5 protein-coding genes (1 of these 5 only partly in view) are annotated in these 20,209 nt (G+C 70.0%); 2 read left to right on the top strand and 3 right to left on the bottom strand.

Features of this window, described 5'->3' with window-relative positions:
- Window positions 1–51: 51 nt before the first annotated feature.
- The 3 genes from trxB to AC25YV_RS09765 all read right to left on the bottom strand — a co-directional run bounded on the left by trxB (window position 52) and on the right by AC25YV_RS09765 (window position 4,865).
- On the bottom strand, window positions 52–1,038 hold the full coding sequence (gene trxB / locus AC25YV_RS09775; RefSeq protein WP_488123651.1) for a thioredoxin-disulfide reductase: 987 nt from the start codon (window positions 1,036–1,038) through the stop codon (window positions 52–54).
- Window positions 1,039–1,131: 93 nt separating this feature from the next.
- The gene (murJ, locus tag AC25YV_RS09770; protein ID WP_488123650.1) at window positions 1,132–2,733 is read right to left on the bottom strand and encodes a murein biosynthesis integral membrane protein MurJ; all 1,602 of its coding nucleotides are present in this window, start codon (window positions 2,731–2,733) and stop codon (window positions 1,132–1,134) included.
- Window positions 2,730–4,865: a DUF6049 family protein gene (locus tag AC25YV_RS09765; protein ID WP_488123649.1), complete on the bottom strand. Its 2,136-nt coding sequence runs from the start codon at window positions 4,863–4,865 to the stop codon at window positions 2,730–2,732. Before AC25YV_RS09765 ends, murJ begins: the two co-directional genes overlap by 4 nt.
- A gap of 94 nt (window positions 4,866–4,959) precedes the next feature.
- Between AC25YV_RS09765 and AC25YV_RS09760 the strand changes: the two genes are divergently transcribed.
- Window positions 4,960–6,507: a DUF7059 domain-containing protein gene (locus AC25YV_RS09760; RefSeq protein ID WP_488123648.1), complete on the top strand. Its 1,548-nt coding sequence runs from the start codon at window positions 4,960–4,962 to the stop codon at window positions 6,505–6,507.
- A gap of 360 nt (window positions 6,508–6,867) precedes the next feature.
- Window positions 6,868–20,209: the beginning of a Calx-beta domain-containing protein gene (locus AC25YV_RS09755; protein ID WP_488123647.1), read on the top strand. Its footprint extends 14,195 nt past the window's final position; only the first 13,342 of its 27,537 coding nucleotides appear in the window; it begins with the start codon at window positions 6,868–6,870; its stop codon lies beyond the right edge, outside the window.

Genomic DNA, 20,209 nt, shown 5'->3' with positions numbered 1-20,209 from the left:
GTGTGACGTCTCTGGAGGGGAAACGTCCAGGACGCGGGGTTTGTTCCGTGTTCAGGCGACGCCGACGTCGGCGAGCCCGTCGATGGGCGAGGCATCGGCAGCCGGGGCGCCCGCTTCGCCGAGCGCGGCGAGGTAGTGCTCGACGTCGAGAGCCGCGACGGTGCCGCTGCCCGCGGCGGTGACCGCCTGACGGTACGTGGGGTCGATGACGTCACCGGCGGCGAACACACCCGGCTCCGAGGTGCGCGACGAGCGACCGTCGACCCACACGGTGCCCTCGGGCGTCAGGTCGAGCTTGTCGTGCACGAGGTGGGTGCGGGGGTCGTTGCCGATCGCGACGAAGACACCGTCAAGCGCGAGCTCGCGGGTCTCGCCCGTGCGGGTGTCGCTCAGCATGACGCCGGTGACAGCGTCTTCACCGAGGATGTCGACGATCTCGCTGTTCCACACGAACTCGATCTTGTCGTTGGCGAAGGCGCGGTCCTGCATGATCTTGGACGCGCGCAGTTCGTCGCGGCGGTGGATCACGTAGACCTTCGAGGCGAACTTCGTGAGGAACGTGGCCTCTTCCATCGCCGAGTCGCCGCCGCCGACGACCGCGATCGTACGCTCGCGGAAGAAGAACCCGTCGCAGGTGGCGCAGTACGACACGCCGCGACCGGCGAGACGCGCTTCGCCCTCGATCCCGATCTTGCGCGGCGCGGAACCCGTCGCGAACACGATCGACTCGGCCTCGTGCACGGCACCCGAGCCCAGGACGACGCGCTTGACGGGCCCGTCGAGATCGAGCGACACGACGTCGTCGTAGAGCACCTCGGCGCCGAACCGCTCAGCCTGCTCCTGCATCTTCGCCATCAGGTCGGGGCCCATGATGCCTTCGGGGAACCCGGGGAAGTTCTCGACATCGGTCGTGTTCATGAGCTCACCGCCGGCTTCGACGGAGCTGGCGACGACGAGCGGTTCGAGGTTGGCACGAGCCGCGTAGATAGCGGCGGTGTATCCGGCCGGCCCGGAACCGATGACGATGACGTGACGCACGAATACTCCTTCTCGATGACGGATGCTGCGCACCCGCTGACATCAACCCATGCTAGCTACGCGGCATTCCACCGCCGGGGGGACCCGCGGCGATCAGCGACGGCCGGGAATGAAGCGGCGGGCAAGATCCAGGACCGGCCCGAGTTCGGGGGCGCGCAGCAGGGCGAGGGCGCCCAGATAGACGACGAAGGACACGAGCCCGATGACGCCGGTCCCGATGGCGCCGAGCAGCTTGTCGGAGACGGCCCAGCCGTCGGAGCCGCCCAGCAGCAGGTAGGTCAGCCACCCGGCTGCGGCAGCGGGAGCGGCGGCGATGAGGAAGCGACCGTACGAGACGAACCAGGCACGGGCGCCGAGTGCGCCGAGGCGCCGCCGCAGCAACACCGTGGCGATGATCACCTGCACGAGCGTCGATATCGACTGGCCGAGCGCGACGCCGGCCGCGAGATGCTCGAGCGGGAGCGCGGCCTGCGCGGCGAGCACGAGCAGCACGAAGAGTCCGCACTGGATGACGGTGAACAGGAAGGGCGTGCGGGTGTCGTTGTAGGCGTAGAACGCCCGCTGCACGACGAACAGCACCGACAGGGGGATGAGGCCGACGAGGTACGCCATGAGCACGGGGGCCGCCGCGACGGCTGCCTCGGCGCTGTCGGCGAAGACGCGGGTCGCGGGGACCGCGGCGGCCATGAGGGCGGCGGCCGCGATCGTGATGAGCATGCCCGTGACGCGGATGCTGGCGGACAGGTCGGACCGCATGTCTTCATCGCGTCCCGCGTGCGCGTGCTCGGAGAGACGCGTGAAGTAAGGGGTTCCGATCGACATGACGATGATCGAGTAGGGGAGCATGAAGACGAGCCACGCGTTGGCCATGGCGAACGCCGACGGGCCGTCGCCCGATGCCTCGGTGATGACGCGTGTCTGAACGAGGCCGGCGAGCGTGCGCACGACGACCATCGCAAAGGTCCATCCGGCGAGGCGCCCGATCTGGCCGAGACCGACCCCCCTCCAGCGGAAATCCGGCCGCAGGTGCAGTCCGGTGCGGCGCCAGAAGAAGAGCAGCACGAGCGCCTGGATCACGATGCCGCCCGTCGCGGTCGCGCCCAGCGCCGTCACCATCGCGGGGGTCCAGTCCGAGACCTCGGTGAGATTCGTGCCGAAGTACAGCCCGATGAGGCCGAAGCCGATGATCGACACGACGTTGTTGACGATGGGCGCCCACGTGAAGGGCCCGTAGACCTTGCGGGCGTTGAGCGCCTCGCCCACGAGCGCGTACAGGCCGTAGAAGAAGATCTGCGGCAGGCACCAGTAGGCGAGGACCGTCGCGAGCGCTTTCTGCTCGGGCTCGAAGCCCGGTGCGAACAGCTCGACCAGCAGCGGTGCGCACAAGGTCGCGACGGCGCTCGTCACGAGCAGCACGACGGTGCCGAGTGTGAACAGCTTCGAGATGAAGCTGCGCCCCCCGTCGGCGTGGGAACTGGCACGCACGATCTGCGGCACGATGACGGCCGTCAGCAGGCCGTACGAGATGATCTCGTAGATCGTGTTGGGCAGCTGGTTCGCAATCGCGAACGCGTCGCCCGCGCGGCTGAAGACCGCGCCGAGCACCGTCACGAGCACGATCGTGCGGACGAGCCCGGTCACCCGCGAGACGAGGGTTCCTGCTCCGATGAGTGCGCTCGCCCGGCCGACGCTCATGATGCATCCTCACTCGAGGGGTCGTTGCCGCTGCGGCGCGCCCGAGAGCGCAGCACCGTGCGCAGCACGCCGAGCACGAGCAGGCCGCCGGCGATGACGGCCAGCGCGACGAGGCCCACGGTCTCCCATTCGGCGCGCACGTTGACATCGACCTGCTCCGACGCGCCGATCGCGACGAACGACGGGCTGCGCAGTTGCAGTTCGAGGGTGACCTCGCCGTTTCCGACGCGCGCCTCGACGGGAACGTCGACCCGTGTGTTGCTCTGCGGTGTCGCGACGAGCTCGTTCGCGCGACGCACGTTCAGCCGCAGATCGTTGGGACTGGCGTAGAGCACGAGGTTGACCGCATACGGCAGGTCGTTGCGCACCGTGAAGGGCAGGTCCGCTCCGGCGGCGAAGAGGTTGATCGTCTTGTTGGGCAGCAGTCTGACCGCGCCGAGCGTCTCGCGCGTCGCGGCACGGTGCTCGGCGAGTGCAGCCGCGAACTCGTCGGCTCGTGCGGCCCAGCCGACGCTGAGCAGCTGCAGGATCTCGGCCCGTTCGACTCCGGTCAAAAGGCCCGGGTCGTCGAGGATCGTCGCGAATCGCGCGAGCTCGTCCTCATCCGCGAAGAGAGCGGCTGCCGCCGCGACGCGCTCGGCAGGAGGTTCGGCGTCGAGCAGGTCGACCCGCATCGTCGCTGTGCCGGCGACGCTCGTGAGCGACTGCATGACGACGCCGGGATAGTCGGCGACGGCGCTCAGAACCGTGCGGATCCCGATGTACGAGCGGGCGGTCGTGCGGTCGAGGGTGACGAGCAGCGGCGTGCCTTCGGCGGCGGCGAAGGCGAGGTGGCCCGTCGCGGCAGCGAGGGGCGCGCCGCGCAGCGCGGATTCGTCGATCGCCGCGGCATCCGACAGCAGGCGCGACATCTCGGCATCGGCGACGAGCAGGCCGGCCTCGCCCGCCGTTCCGCGCGCGCCGACCGTGCCTCCGCCCGCGCCGGCCACCGTCGCGGTCGAGGGCACGAGGGTGAGCGCCTCGCCGTCGTCGAGGGCACCCAGGCCGGCGACGGCGTCGCGCGTGAGGCTCGCGGCGTCGGGCCAGTACACCGTGCCGCGGACGGTGCCGATCTGCAGCAGATCCTCAACCGTCGGGTAGACCGGCGCCCCCGGGTCGACCGGTCCGGTCGCGGAGGGCGTCTGGGCGACGGGCGGCGCCGGTGTGGGTTCGGCGACGGGCGGGAAGTCGGCCGCGCGCATCGAGGCGGTGAAAGACGTGGGCTCCAGCGGGCGTGAGAGCCCGGCCTCGACCTGCACGGCCGGGTCGGCGTCGCCGAACTGCAGTGCGAAGCGCGTGTTGCCGAGGGCTTCGAGCTGCTCGAGCCACGCGGTCGCACTCTCGGGCGCCGCGATGCCGAGTACCCGGATCGCGGCGGGGATCGCGGGGTCGACGGCGAGGATCGCTCCTGTGCCCGTGACGCCCTCGAGCTGGCTCGTCAGCTCGCCGTCGGGCGCCGTCAGCTGCTCAAGCTCGGTCGCTGTCAACAGGGCGTCTTCGCGAGCGGCGACCGTGATCGGCACGATGAACGACGCGTTGAGCGGCTGGTCTGCGGTGGGCACGACGATGGCACTGGTCGACACGATCGCGCCGTCAGGCGAGTCATACGACGCCTCGAGCGGATATACGCCGGGCCGCAGCGCGCTCAGCTCGGGGGTCTCGGGGGGCACGAGGATCGCCGATGTCTGGTGCTCGCCCGCAGCGACGGGCTCGATCATGCCGGTTCCGACATCGAGCGTCGCAATTTCGGACGAGCCGGCGAGCCACGCCGCCAACTCGGCCCGGCCGCCGAGTGGCGCTGTGCCGAGCGCGAGCGTGACAGGTGTCGAGGGGATGTCCGCTGTCGTGTCGTTCTGCAGCGTCACCGACACTGTGAGGGTCTCGCCCGGATTCAGGATGCCGTTGCGCAGCGGAGCGAGGGTGAACGAGGTCGTGCCGGTGACCGCCGGGTCCGTCGCTGCGGGCGACGGCACCGGGCTGGGGGTGTCGGCGGCAGCGGGAAGCGGCATCCCGAGCCCGAAGGCGATCGTCAGGGCCGTGAGGATCGACAGCGCGCGCCGCGGCCGGCTCTTCTTCAGGGGGGTCTCGATCATCACTCTCGGTGGGCTCCTGTGCGATTCCGGACCGCACGATCGATGAGATTCTACGGGCCGCCCCTCGAAGGGTGCCGACAGCGCACGCGGTTGAATGGTGGATGTGACTTCTCGCACTCTGCTTCCCGAGCCCGATCCTGTGCTGTGCCGTGCACTTGCCGACGACCTGCGAGACGCGGGGTTCACGTCAGCCGCCCTGCGCGCCGCGTGGGGTGACACCGCCGACACGGCGCTCGCTCGGGGCCTGCGTTCGCTTGCGCTTCGGGCTCTGGGCGACCGTGATGACGCGCTCGCCGTACTGGGGCGGCTCTTGGTGCTCGCGGCGCCTCAACCGGCGGCATCCGTCGACCGGAGCCTGCCGCGCACGGGGGTGCGCGGTGTCGTCGCCCTCGGACTCGCGGTGGCGCCGGGGCCGGACGTCGAGCCCGTGGCGCTCGTGCGACCGCAGTCGTTCGCCGATGAGCTCGGCGGCGGAGAGTGGTGGATCGCCAGTGATCTCGACGAGAGCGCGCTGCGCGGGCCACTGCCTGAAGACCATGTGCTCGGTGTGGGGGGCGCGTCGCTCACGCTCGCGTCGCTGCAGCTGCCGACACCCGCCGCGCGCGGGCTCGATCTCGGCAGTGGCTGCGGCATCCAGTCGTTGCGGGCGCGTCGCGCCGTCGAGCATGTCGTCGCGACCGACATCTCGGAGCGCGCGCTGCGATTCACGCGCCTCAATGCGGAGCTGTGCGGTGTCGACGGCATCGAGACGAGGCACGGCAGTCTGTTCGCGCCCGTTGCGGGTGAGCAGTTCGACCGGATCGTGTCGAACCCGCCTTTCGTCATCACTCCCCGCGTCGCAGGTGTGCCCGCGTACGAGTACCGTGATGCGGGCTTCATGGGCGACGAACTCGTCGCGGCGGTCGTCTCGGGCGCGGGCGCGCACCTCGCGCCCGGCGGCGTTGCGCAGCTGCTCGGCGACTGGGAGACCCGCGACGGCGTCGAGGGCCTCGATCGCGTGCGGGAGTGGGTCGCGGCGGCACCCGTCGAGCTGGACGCCTGGGTCGTCGAGCGTGAGCAGCTCGACCCCCTGTCGTACGCCGAGCTGTGGGTGCGCGACGGCGGCACGCTGCCCGGAACGCCGGAGTACGCGCGGCTCGTCGACGCCTGGCTCGAGGACTTCTCCGCGCGCGGGGTCGCGTCGATCGGGTTCGGCTACGTTCTGCTGCGGCGCCCGGCGGCGGGCGCGGCGACGCTGTCACGGTACGAGCGGGTGACCCAGGCCCTGCCGGAGGGCGGGCTCGGCCGGCACCTCGCCGACGCGCTCGCCGCGCACGACGCGCTGGCGCAGCTCGACGATGACGCTCTCGCAGCCCGCGTCGCCCTCGTCGCGGCCGACGTCACCGAGGCGCGGCACCAGCTGCCCGGCGCCGAGGATCCGACCGTCATCGAGCTGCGGCAGGGCGCAGGGTTCGGTCGGTCGCTCTCGGTCGACCCGGGCCTCGCGGCGCTCGTCGGAGCGTGCGACGGCGACCTGCCGCTCGGCGTGCTGATCGACGCGATCGGACAGTTGCTCGAGGTCGACCCGGTTGCGCTGCGCGCCGACCTGCTGCCCCGTGTGCGCGAGCTCGTTTTCACCGGATTCCTCGGCCTCGTCGGGTGAGCGTCGACAACTCCGGAGAGAAACGGCGTTTCCGGGGGTCGGGGCGGCGTAAGTGACGGTTCCTCCGGAGAAGTGGACGCGGGATCCGCTGCATCGTGCTCGGGAGGCTCGAAACCATGCTCATGGCAGACGGCGTCGCGCGGCGTCGAACGAGGAACCGGGAGGGTGATTTCTGCGCCCGCCGGGGGGTCGGTGCAGAACAAGAGGGGCACTGCGGCGACACCCCGGGTGATGCGGTTGCGCCGACTCTTGACACCCCGGGAGGGCCCGTCCATACTCCGACGCGTGCGACGAACCTCGCACCCGCCCTCGGAAGATGATGCTTCCCATGGCGCCCACCCACTCTGAGAAGGCGGCTCCGTGCGAGCTCCACGGCTTGTTGGGCGTCTCGACCGCGCGCGTCGCAGGTCGGTCGCAGCGCTCGTCGTCGTCGCGATGACGCTGACGCCGCTCGCCCTGCCCGTGAGCGCCGGCGCTGCGGCGCCTGCGCTGAGCTCGTCGTCGCCCGTGGCGCATACGCCTCCGACGGCGCGGGAACTCGCCGCACAGGCTCAGGACCAGAAGTCTGCGGAGCGCGCCGCTCCGGTCGCCCTGGCGGCAGAGGACCTCGCTCGGATGTTCGCCGTTGCGGCGGCGCTGTGGGGGTCGCCCGAACTGGACGGCGTCACCGTGCTCATCGCCGACACGGAAGGCGATCGCCTCGCCGTGACGCAGGGCCAGACGATCGTGATCGATCCGACCGCGGCCGGTCACGGCTGGTACATCGATCCGTCACCGGAGGCATCCGACGAATTCAGCGCGGGCACGGGGCCACTGCTGCAGGCTCCCCCCGGCAGCCCCGCAGCAGGACGGATGGACCTGCTGACCGTGCTCGCGCACGAGATCGGTCACCTGCTCGGCCGCGCCGACCTGCACGACGACGAAGCGCTCATGCACGCACACCTGCTGCCGGGCCAGCGGTACCTCACGGTCGGCATCGATGACGGACCGGATCAGGCCGTCCTGAGGTCCCTCGCCGAGGGCACGGCGGAGTTCCCCCTCCGTGCCGGTGCGGTCGACACGCCGACCGGCCCGGTGGCGCCCATCGCACCGGTGAGTATCGATACAGCTCCCGCCGACGCCACGCCCAGCGTCGCCGCAGAGCCCTCTGACACGCCTTCCCCTCCGCTGACGCCATCCGAGATGCCCGGCCCGGACTCGGTCGCGACGCCCCCCGACCCGGTCGCGTCCACGCCGGAGGCGACCTCCGGCGTGCCGCAGCGTGCGGTTCCCCCTGTCGCACCCGCCGCGGTCGCACCTGCTCCACCGTCGCCGGGACCCTGGACGGTCACGCTCGACAGCGCCGGCACCTGTGCGATCACTCTGCACGACGGCTTCCTGCTGATCGGTGATGAGCGGCGCGAACTGTCCAGCATCACCGAGGTGATCATCGTCGGCACGGCTGGCGACGACACGCTCGTCATCGGTGCGGAGGTGCGCGCCGCGCTCGCCGGCATCCCGGTGTCCTTCGACGGCGGCGGCGGCACCGACCGCCTCGCGGGACCCGCGGTCGATGCGACGTGGAACGTGACAGGGCGGGGTGCGGGCACTCTCGTGGCGGGCGGACTCACGGTCGTCTTCCACGGCGTCGAGATGCTCCAGGGAGCGGTCGGCAACGAGGACGTCTTCGTGCTGGGCCCCGAAGGCTCGGTCACGGCCGTCGACGGCGGCGATGGCGGATACGACGTACTGCGCGTCGCGCCCGGGACCTCCGGCGCGGTTGCGTCACTCGTCACCGGACCGCAGTCGGGAGTTGTGACGCGTGACGGCTTCACGACGACATACGACGGCCTCGAGCCCGTCGATGTCACGTGTTCGGTATGCGTGGTCACGGCCGGCGACGCCGGCCACACGATCCGGGTATCGCTCGTCGGCGACGAAGTGTGGGTCGCATTCACCGACGGATCCGGCGAGACTCACCGCATCGACGCGACCGCCGCGCTGACCCTGACCCTCCGCGGCGGCGCCGGCGATGACGTCATCACCATCGCGGAGCTGCCGGACACGGTGACACTCATCATCGACGGCGGCGCAGGCAACGACACTCTGATCGGGCCGGACGTCGAGACCGACTGGGCCGTGACCGGAACCGATGCGGGCTCGACGTCGTTCGGCGATTTCTCGGGCATCGAGAACCTCGTCGGCGGGTCGGCGCGCGACACCTTCGCGGTGACCACCGTAGACACCGCTTCCGGCCCCGCTCAGGTCTTCACCCTCAGCGGCACGATCAACGGCGGAGCGGCCGGTGACGCTCTTGTCGCGGGCGATCTGGCGAACCGCTGGGTCATCACGGGAGTGAACACCGGCACGCTTTACGGCATCGATCCCGATGACGACACCATCCTGACCAGCACGCAGGCATTCACGGGCATCGAGAACCTCGCGGGCGGCCTGGCCGCCGACACGTTCTCGATCGCGGCGGGTGGCAGCGTTACAGGGATCATCGACGGTGGCCCCATCGACGACGAGGCGGACGAGCCGGCCGTCGACACCCTCACCTACATCGATCGCGGATCACCCGTGACCGTCACGCTCACCGGCGCACCGTTCTCGATCGCCGACCTCTTCTCGACCAGCATCGCGGCCGGCAATCCGGGCGCAGGCAAGGTCGCACTCAACAGCGCGACCCAGAACGCCGCGACCGTGATCCGCGTCAGCGGAGTGGATGCCGCGTCTGCAGCCGTCGTTCAGGCGGTCGACAGCATCGCCGGCTCGGCGGGAGCCTACGGGCAGATCCGCATCTACGCGACGGGCGACCCGAGCCGGTGGCTGCTCTTCCAGGTGCTCGGCCTCCTCCCGACCGGCGACCCGGCTTACCGGTCCATCTCCGTGTCGATCCTCGACGGGAGCCACGTCTCGCCGTTCGGAGCGGGCGTGCCGGTGACACTGGTCTACCTTCCCGCCCTGCACACGGCGACCGGGGTCGCGGCCTTCATGAACATCACGAAGATCGTCGGCGGATCGGGTGGCGACACGGTGCGTGGGCCTCCGGCGCAGTCCGTCCTGTGGACGATCGACGGAGCCGACTCCGGCTCGGTGGCGGGCGTCGCCTTCGAGTCGTTCGAGCGCCTCGTCGGGGCCCCAGGAAACGCGGACGCCTTCGTCGTGACCACAGACGGCAGCGTCTCCGGCTGGGTCGACGGCGGCCTTGGCGGCAGTGATTCCCTCCTCTTCCTGAACGATGCGACCGGTGTATACACGGTCCACAATCCCGCCGGGACCGATGCCTCGGGCACCGCCTCAGCGAAACCCATCGCCTTCCGCGGCATCGACCACCGCACCCCGATCGGCGGCAGTGTCGCCGCCCCCGTGGTCACCGGCAGCATCCTCGGCGACACGATCATCATCTCGGCCGCCGATGCCGGCCACGTCTCGGTGCGCTACGACCGCACGCGGTGGTACGACCCCTCCACGGGGCTCACCGTGGATGAGATCCTCATCGCCAACCCCGTCAGTCGCCTCATCGTGGAGGCCGGACTCGGGGCTGACCATATCGAGGTGCAGGGGCTTCCTTCGGGCTGGGTCGAGGGGGCCGGGCTCTACATCTACGGCTTCCAGCGTTTCAGCGAGGCTCTCCCGATCTCGCTCGATGACACCAGCCCCGACACGGTCGAGTTCACCGGCGACGTCTGGACCAACGGCGGCATCATCGAGGTCTACGCCGCCCACGTCACCGTTCACGCGGGAGTCGTTATCGACGCGGGTGGCGGGTGGATCACGTTCCGGGTGCGCCAGATCGGCGGCGTGCTGTGGGAGAACTTCCTGCCCGGCTTCGGCACCGACCGGGAGGTCTCGATCACGATCGCCGAGCGCGCCGAGCTCCGGGCCACCGGGATCTACCTGATCGCCCAGGCAGAGGACCGCAGCCTCGCCGAGATCATCGGTGCGGTCAAAGAGATCGAGAACTTCATCATCGACCCGATCACCGATCTGCTCGGCGGCCTGTTCGCGCTGCCGGTCAAGGTCCTGGTCAAGCAGTCGACGGCGACCATCACGATCGGCGACTTCGCGAAGCTCATCGGCGACGACACAGTCGGCGTGTACGCGACGGCGACGGCGGATGCCGGGGGCAGCGCGAGCGGAAGCATGATCAGTCTCGGCTACTCGCATGCCGTCGCAACGGCGACGGTCACGATCGGCGAGGACGTCGAGATCACCAGCACCGCGGCGGTCGTCATCACGAGCGGGGCGACGGCGACGGCGTCGATGGAGACATCGACCTCCCGTGAGCTCAGCAGCACGCCGAACCCGGGCAGCGCCCAGATCGCTCTGTCGCTCGCCATCTCCAACGCGGTCGCCACATCGACCATCACGGTGGGGCTGCGCAGCACGATCGAGGCGGCGCGGACGGTCAACATCAAATCCAGCGGATCCGTCGACTCCGCAGCATCCGCCGAATCCGGCCTGTACGCCGACGGCGCCGCCGGTCTCGCGTTCGCCATCGAAATCTCGGATGCCGTCATCACCACGACGATCCTCGGCGAGGTCACCGCGCAGATGGAGCCGGGCTCCGTCGTGAAGATCGAGATCGACCCGACCACGACGGAGTTCGACGTGCGGGGAGACCGCAACGTCGGCTACGTCGACTACGCGAACGACCGCATCTACATCGGCGACTACGCGCTGGTCACGGAAGACACCATCGTCTACACGAATCGGCGCGGCACGAGCATCGGCGGTCTCGTCGACGGCCGTGAGTACTACGTCATCTGGCAGGAGGACGGCTGGATCAAGCTCGCCGGCACCGAGCGCCAGGCGATCATCGCCGGCATGGGCGCGCAGTACGAGCCCGGCAACGTCATCGACCTGATGGATCTGACCGCCGGAGGACTGGGGACGGCGACCAATACACGCGACTTCACCGGCGCCGACGTCGACGGGTCCACCGACGAGATCTCACTGCCGTGGCCGGGGGGCACGGTCAACAACACGTTCGAGCTCGGCCAGGCCGTGGTCTATCGCCAGAAAGGGACCACGGCGATCCGCGGTCTGACGAACGGGTCGACCTACTACGTTATCGCGAGTACGAATCAGACGAACCTGCAGGGAGACACGCGTTTCACCGATCGGCAGATCATCGCACTCGCCGAGACGGAGAGCGAAGCCCGAGCCGGAATCAAGATCGACATCGGCGGCGCCGCGAACGGCGCACAGTTCTCGCTCTCGGCCACACACGTCCTGGACTCCGGTTTCTCGACCGGGGTGGGCATCATCTCAGAGCTGGATGCCTCGGACGCGGCATCCGCCACCGCCGGGCTCGGATCCGAGAACCGCAACCAGACGTGGTGGGCCGACGTCAAGGAGAAGCTCGACACCAACCTGCCGGACATGCTCTTCACGAAGCTGACGGAGTCCTACACGAGCAACCACGCGACCTCGGGCACGGGCTCGAGCGATCTTGCTGTCGCCGGGTCGCTGTCGTTCGTGTTCGCTACCCATCGCGTCGCCACGATCATCGGCGGCGCGGCACACATCCGGTCGAACGAGGACCTTGAGATCAAGGCGACCATCACCCAGTCGTTGACGCTCAACGGTGAGGCGAACGTCGAGCCGCAGACCGATGAGAACAGCAGCGGCTCGAGCGCCGACACGATGGTCGCCGTCGCGGTCGCCGTCGGAATCATCGAGAACACGGCCACCACGACGATCCGCAACGGGGCCCGGCTGGACGCGCTTCGGGCGACACGGGTCATCTCGGACATCTCCTATCCGTTCGCGCAGCGCTTCGACGAATACCTGCCGCTGTCGTGGGGCGAGATCATCGACCGCATCCGCAACGACGGATACGACGCGATCCTCGGCTACGTGAACGAGCAGATCGGCCTGAAGGACAAGCTCTTCAACACCTGGACGACCTCGTCGGCCAGCGCCGGCGAGATCGGCATCGCCGGCTCGGTCACGGTGCTCGTGCTCACCAACGTCTCGCAGGCGACGGTCGAATCCGGCGTGCGGATCAACCAGGATGAGGCGTGGACGCAGACCGACCACCCGAACAACCGCAACGACGAGGGCTCGGCCCCCGACCGAGACGGCAAAGAGGGCGAGCAGGTCGTCTCGGTGGAGGCGACGAACTACCAGCAGTTCATCAACATGGTGGGCGTCTTCTCGCTCCCCGGCATCGACCTCGACAAGAAGGACCAGAGCTTCGCGGACCGCATCGCCCTGAGCCCGCTCGGCAGCTCGGGCGGCAAGGGTGGGGCGGGCGGTTCGTTCTACCTGTTCCTCCAAGACAACACGACGCACGCGACGATCGCTGACGGAGTCGCGATCTTCAGCGGTGCCGACGGCGGCTTCAACATCAAGGCCGAAGAGGCCATCTTCCACATCGACCTCGTGCAGTCCGGCGCCGGCGGCGGGACCTTCGCGATCGCCGGGAGCGTCGCCTACATCGGCCAGACCAGCGACACCCTCGCACGATTGAGCGGGAAAGCGAGCGTCACGGGGCGCGATGTGCGCATCTACGCGGGCGCCTTGATGACACAGGCGACCTGGGTCGGCGGTGTGTCGGTCGGCAACGGCGTCGGCGTCGGCATCTCGGTCGCGATCAACGTGCTCGACCGCACGACGAAGGCCGTCATCGGTGCCGCGGACGCATCGCCCGGCACGGGTGCGGTGGCGCGTGACGTCACGAGCATCGACGTCACCGGCGCCGTCGACATCCTCGCCAAACTGGACGGCGACCTGTGGGCCTTCTCGGTCGCCGGCGCCGTCTCGACCCCGGCCGACCCGTCGCAGTCGCCTCCCCCCGGACCGAACGGCGCGGCGCCGCCGGCGAAGGCGCTCCAGATCCTCGGCGCGAGCGTGCACACGCCGACGACGGGAATCGGTGTCGCCGGCGCGGTGTCGATCAACATCGTCACCGACAAGACGCAGGCCTCGATCGCCGACGCCGGCCGGATCACGGCGGGAAGCGTCACCGTCACCGCGATCGACGACTTCTTCCAGTTGTCGGTCACCGGTGCGGCGGCGTTCGTGGTGAGCGAGAAGCCGGGTGGCACAGCGCTCGCCGGTGCCTTCAGCATCAACGTCATCGACACGACGACTCGCGCATTCATCGTCGCCACCTACCTCACGACCACCGGCACCGTCAGGGTTCAGGCGACACGCTCCGGCGACGTCATCTCGATCTCGGCGGGCATGGCGGTCTCCACGGACCAGGACAGCATCGGGGCTGCCGGGTCGTTCTCGGCGAACGTGATCCTCAACGACACCGTCGCGGCGGTGCAGAACGTCACGGCCGTCGTCGGCGGCGACGTCGTGGTCGCCGCATCGGACAGCACCCGCATCATCTCGGTCGGCGGCGGGATCGGCTTCGGTGGCAAGGCCGGCATCGGCATCGGCGTCGGCATCAACCTGCTCGGCACACCGGAGCGCCCGATGCTGACGAGCGCCCGCATCTCGGGGTCCACGATCACGATCGGCGGCAGTGTGCTGTCGGTTACGGCCAAGAGCCTCAGCGACGCGACCGGCCAGCGCATCTTCGCCATCGGCGCCGGGGTCGGCATCGCGGCCGGACCGCAGTCGCAAGCCGCGGTCGGGTTCCAGCTCGCCGTCAACCTCATCGCCTTCCGCACGATCGCGGAGATCGTGCGCACCTCGATCCTGCAGGCGACGGGCACGGCACACACCCTCGACACCACGGTGCGGGCGACCGACGACTCGGGCATCGTTTCGATCGCGGGTGCCGTCGCGGTCGGCACGGGAGCGGCCATCGGCGCAGCGATCGGCTACAACGAGATCGAGGGTCACGTCGTCGCACTGCTCGATGACGTCGACCTCACGAGCAATGGCTCGCTCACCGTCGACGCCTCTTCGGACGCCGAGATCGGCGGCGTGGCCCTGGGCGTCGCGGCAAGCGTCTCGCCGCAGGGCAAGATCGCCGGTGCCGGCTCGCTGCTGATCAACGTCATCGACAACCGCATCGAGGCGGGCATCTACGACACGATCACGTCGTCGCCCATCGGTGCCTCGGTGATCACCGTCACCGGTCCGGTGACGGTATCGGCGCGCGACACGTCGCTCATCGTCGGAATCACCGGCGGGATCGCGGTCTCGACCGGCAGCAGCCCGGCGATCGGTGCCGCGATCAGCTACAACCTCATCTCGAACGTGATCATCGCCGCGATCGACGGACCGTCCGTGCTCGCCGGCGGCGCGGCATCCGACATCTCCGTCACCGCCCGCTCGCAGTCGACTCTCGTGGCGATCGCGGTCGGGGGCGCGCTCGCCGCCGGACAGTCGTTCGCGGTCGGGGGCGCGGTCACCGTCAACTCGATCGCGAACACGGTCCGCGCAGTCATCGCCAACAGCCCCGGCATCCGTGCCGGTCGCGACGTCGTGGTCGAGGCCACCGAGTCCGTCACGCTCGTGGTCGTCGCCGGCGGGGTCGGCGTCGCGCTCGGGAGCGTCGCGGTGGGCGCCGCTTTTGCGTACAACTTCATCGGCGGCAGCTTCGACCCCGCCAACCCCGACCTGGTCAACAGCGACACCGCGGTCCAGGGCGGCGACACCGACCAGCTCCTCGCTGCGATCGACAACTCGCGGGTCGTCGCCGGTCGGAACATCACTGTGAAGGCGGGCTACCAGCCCGCGACGACCGGTGTCCCCGCCGAGGTTTCGATCGGTGCACCTGACGGGGCGGTGACGTTCGCGATCCCGGGAGACCCCACCACCGACGACGAGAAGCCCTTCACCGCGACGATCGTGAGCGTCACGGTCGGTGCCGCGGTGGCCGACAACTTCGCGTTGGGCGGCTCGATCTCGATCAACGTCGTCGCCCACGACATCGTCGCCCGCATCACCGGCACTCGCGCGGTCGAGGCGGACGGCAGCATCCTCGTCTCTGCCTCGGATGACGTCACGGCCGTTTCGGTCGCCGGCGGGATCGCCGTCGGGCAGAACGCGGCGGGCCTCGCGGTGCCGCTGCAGATCGATATGAGCTCGGTGACGGCCTACATCGGCGCCGGCGCGGTGGTCGACGCACGCGGCAACGCCGGGCTGAGCGTGCCCACGGGGCGCAAGACCGCGAGTGGCACACCCGAGATGCGCACCTTCGCGGGTGTCGCGGTGGTGGCGTACGCGTTCGAAGACGTCCACACGGTCGCGGTGGGCCTCGGCGGCGGCATACAGGTAGGCGTCGCGGGGTCCGGCGCGGTGACCGTCATCCTCCGCACGACACACGCCTGGATCGGCGACGGGGCGAAGATCAACCGCACGGCCGGCACCGAGTCGACGGCACAGAGCGTGCTCGTGCTCGCCGCCGATCGCACGACCCACGTCGGCGTCGCGGGATCGATCGCCCTCGGCGGCTCCACCGGCATCGGGGCGGGCATCGACGTCGGTGTGCTGACGAAGGACACGCAGGCCTGGATCGGCGCCGCTGCCAAAGTCGAGGCGCGCGGCGACGTTCAGGTGCTCGCGTACTCCGAAGAGAACATCGTCTCGGTCGCGGGCGGCATCGCGGGCGGTGTCGACGTCGGCATCGCCGGGGCGGTCGGCATCTACGTCATGAACCTCACGACCAAGGCCCAGATCCGCGGCACCGTCACGACCGCCGATCCGACGACCGTGCTCGCCGAAGGCAGTGTCGTCGTGTCGGCCTCGTCCGACACCGAGGCCGACTTCATCGCCGGCAACATCGCGATCGGCGGCACGGCAGCCGGCATCGGCGGCGCAGTCGTGGTCCCGATCATCATCAAGACGACGGAGGCCTCGATCGGCGCCCGTGCCGTCGTCGACGCACGCGGGCTGCGCCCCGCCGTCACGATCGAAGACGGATTGCACCACGTCTTCGACCCGTACATCGGCGACCCCGATCCCTCCCAGGTGCGCGCGCCGTCCGTCGAGAACGACGACATCGGCTACGACCCGGACAACGCCGATTCGCAGAACCCGCTCGTGGACGAGCAGCTCACGTCGCGGCGTGTCGTCACGCCGTCGAAGCGGACCGATTTCACCGGTGTCGCGGTCATCGCGCTGAACCGCGACGACATCGGGCTCTACGGCATCGGCGCCGCGGGGTCGGCGACAGCCGCCGTACAGGTCTCGGCCACGGTGCACGTCATCGAGGCGGCTGTCAGCGCGACGATCGGCGACGGGGCACGCGTAAATGCCACCGCCGGCACCGAGGGCATCGGCCAGAGCGTCTTCGTGGTCGCCGCGAACGACTACCAGCTGCTCGCCGTCGCCGGCGGTGCGGCGCTTTCCGGGGTTGCTTCGGTCACGCCCGGTGTCGGGGTGGCCGTCGTGCTCAACACCCTGACGGCACGCATCGGTCAGGGCGCTGTCGTCGAGGCGCGGGGCGGCGTCGAGGTGCGGGCCGTGGCGAGTGAAGACATCCTCGCCCTGGCCATCGCGATCGCCGGAAGCCTTCTGGTCGGCGTCGGCGGTGCCGTCGCGGTCATCGTGATCGACAACGAGACGCACGCCTCGATCGCGGCGGGAGCCAGGGTGACCGCCGGCGCGAACGTCGTGGTCTTCGCCTCGGACAGCACCGACATCGACGTTCTGAGCCTGGCTGCGGGAATCGGCATCGGTGCGGCCGGCATCGGGGCCGGCGTCGCGGTCTCGGTCATCACCAAGAGCACCGAGGCGTGGATCTCGTCTGCGACCGTCGATGCTGCCGGCAACGGTTCGAGCATCCGTGTCTACGACGGCACGCTCAGCGCCGACGGCACGTTCGGAATCACGCCGGATGATGTCCGCGGCGTCATCGTCGTCGCCGTCAGCAGCGAGAACGTGCTCTCGGCGTCGATCGCGGGGGCCGGCGGGCTCGGCGCGGGCATCGCGGGCGCCGTCACCGTCGAGGTTCTCGACTCCGACACCCGGGCGTACATCGACGGCGGAGCCCTCATCAACACGACCGCACAGGCCGGTGCATCCACCCACCAGGACGTGCGAGTCGTCGCCGTGAACGACGTCATGATCCTCGCGATCGCGGGCGCCGTCGGCGTCGGCATCGTGGGACTCGCGGGGGGCGTCGACGTCGGAGTCGTGCACAACGACACGACGGCGTTCATCGCCGGCGCCGACGTGCGTGCCCGTCGCGACATCACGGCCAGCGCGCTCGCCGACCGGGTGATCCGCAGCTACGCCATCAGCGCCGGCGGCGGCGTTGTCGGGCTCGGCGCAGCCGTCTCGGTCTGGACGCTCGGCGGCAACCTTGTCGCCCAATACACCGCCGGAGAGTCGGGCCAGCAGAACGCCCTCACGGGCAAGGACGAGGACGGCAACGACACGTCCACCATCTCGAAGATCGACGCCATGATCGGGGGCGGCGACGCCTCGTCGCCCCTCGCCGGCCTCGCCGGCTCGAGCGGAAGCACCCAGAACTCCGGGGCCATGAAGGGCGCCGCCGCGGACGCGAACACGTCGCTCACCGACAACTCGCCCGCAGGCTCCGTGGGCGCATCGACCGGCCAGCCCGGCTCGTCCTCGACCGTCGGGACGCAGCCCGTTCCCGCCGGGACCACGGCATTCATCGGTCGGGGAGCAGGCGTCACCGCCGGTCGGAACGTGCTCGTGGACGCCCGCAGCCGGATGGATCTCACGATCGTGGGCGGCGGCGTCGGGGTGGGCGGCGTCGGCATCGGCGCCGGAATCGCCATCATCGTTTTCGACGACGACGTCACCGCCTTCGTCGGCCAGCGGGCCCACGTCACCGCCGGCCCGACGGGTACGGTCGCGATCCGCGCACACCAGCGCGGCAACCTCGACGTCCTGGCTGTCACGGCCGGGTTCGGCGGCCTGGTCGGTGCGGCGGCCGCTGTCGTCGTTGTCCTTGACCGGGGCACGGTGTCGGCCTACCTCGAAGATGCCGCCGGTACTACAACGGCTGCCGTCATCGAGGCCGCGGGCACCGTCATCATCAGCGCTGAGCGGATGGTCGACATCCAGGTCGCCGCGATCGGCGCGGCGGCCGGCTTCGTGGGCGTCGGCGCGGCCGTGGTCGTCATCGACAGCGACGGCGTCGCCTCCGCCTACACCGGCACCCACTCGCGCATCGGCGCCGACCGCCCACCCGCCCAGCGGACGGTGGGCGCCGTGACCATCGCGGCGGCAGCCACCGTGACGGTGGCGTCGTTCGGCTCATCGGACGTGACGATCGTCGCGCTCGGCGTGGGCTACGTCGGGGTCGCCGCCGGCGTGCTCTCGGTCACGATCGGCACGGGTGGTTCGGCGATCGCTTCGGCGGAGGTTCGCCGCGGCACCCTGATCTTCGCGTCGGGCACGGTGCGTGTCGCGGCTGACTTCACCTCTGCGGCGGAGGTGTCCGGTGCCGCCGGAGCAGGTGGGCTCGTGGCCGGAGGCGGCATCGGGGTCCAGATCGCCATCGCGGGAATCGCACGCGCCGTGATCCGAGACGCGGTCACGGTGCGGGCGAACACCGTCGCCGTCGAGGCGGACAACACCGCCGACGCGCGTGCCGACATCGTCGTCGTCGCGATCGGGGGCGTCTCCGGTGCGGGTGCCCGTGCCGACGTCGACGTCGACGTCGATTCGGAAGCGCTCGTCGGTTCCCCCTCGGGTGCGGTGTCGACCCTCGACACGACGGGCACCATCACCCTCCTGGCCACGTCTTCGCAAAGCGCGTTCGCCGAAGTGAGCGGCGGCGCCGGTGGCCTCGGCGCCATCGCATGGATGATCGCCGACACGACGCTGACAGGATCGACGATCGCACGGATCATCGGCAACACCGTCATCCCGCGGGCCGGCGGTGTCGACGTCACTGCCGACATCACCTCGGCTACGGCCGGATCGCGCGTCGTCGTCGGTTCCGGCGGCGGGCTGTCGATCGGCGGTGCGCAGGCATACGCGACGGCGGCACCGCACGCTGCGGCATCCATCGGCGACGGCGTCACGATCGGCGACCGCACGAACGCCGCCGCCCCCGCACGCATCGCGGGCGGCGTCACCGTGACGGCGAGGGCACGCGCCGAAGCCGACACGACCGCGAACGCCTACGGAGGCGGTGGCGTGCAGGTCGGTCTTCCCTCTGCCAGGACGACGATCTCGCCCGACGTCGACGCGTTCATCGGCACGTCCGCGGCAGCATCCTCGCCCACGCGCATCTACGCCGCGGGCTCTGTGCGGGTGATCGCCGAGCTGCTCGACTCCGCCAGCAGGCCCATCACCGATGCCCTGACCGGGATCAGCGTCGACAACGACACCGTAACCTTCAGCTACCCCGGCATCGCCGAGGGGGACCGCGTCAGTTATCAGGGCCCGGGCATCACCGGACTCAACATCGGACGTCCGTACACCGTGATCGAGACCGCTGCGACGGGACGGATCCGCCTGGGATCGGTCTTCGATGCGAGCGACGCCGGCACGGTCGACCCGACGACCGAGATCATCACCTTCGCGGCGCCGCACGGCTTCGTCAGCGGAAACTGCGTCATCTACGACGCACGAAGCGGCATCTCGATCGTGCAGAGCACCGCGACGGCCGGGTGCGGGTCTGCGGGAACGACGAGTTACTACGTTCGCGTGCTCGACGACCAGCGCATCAAGCTCACGACGAGCCTCGCCGCAGCCCTGGCCGCATCCGAGGCAACCCTGCCCGGCACGGTCTCGGGCAACACGATCGTCAACGCCACCCTCGCCGCCCAGCCCAGCGGCACAGCCGTCGTCTACCGCGCCCCCGTCGCGGCGACTTTCATCT

This window comes from Microbacterium sp. Y832, from assembly GCF_057669765.1.
This window is presented reverse-complemented; position numbering and strand designations above follow the sequence as displayed.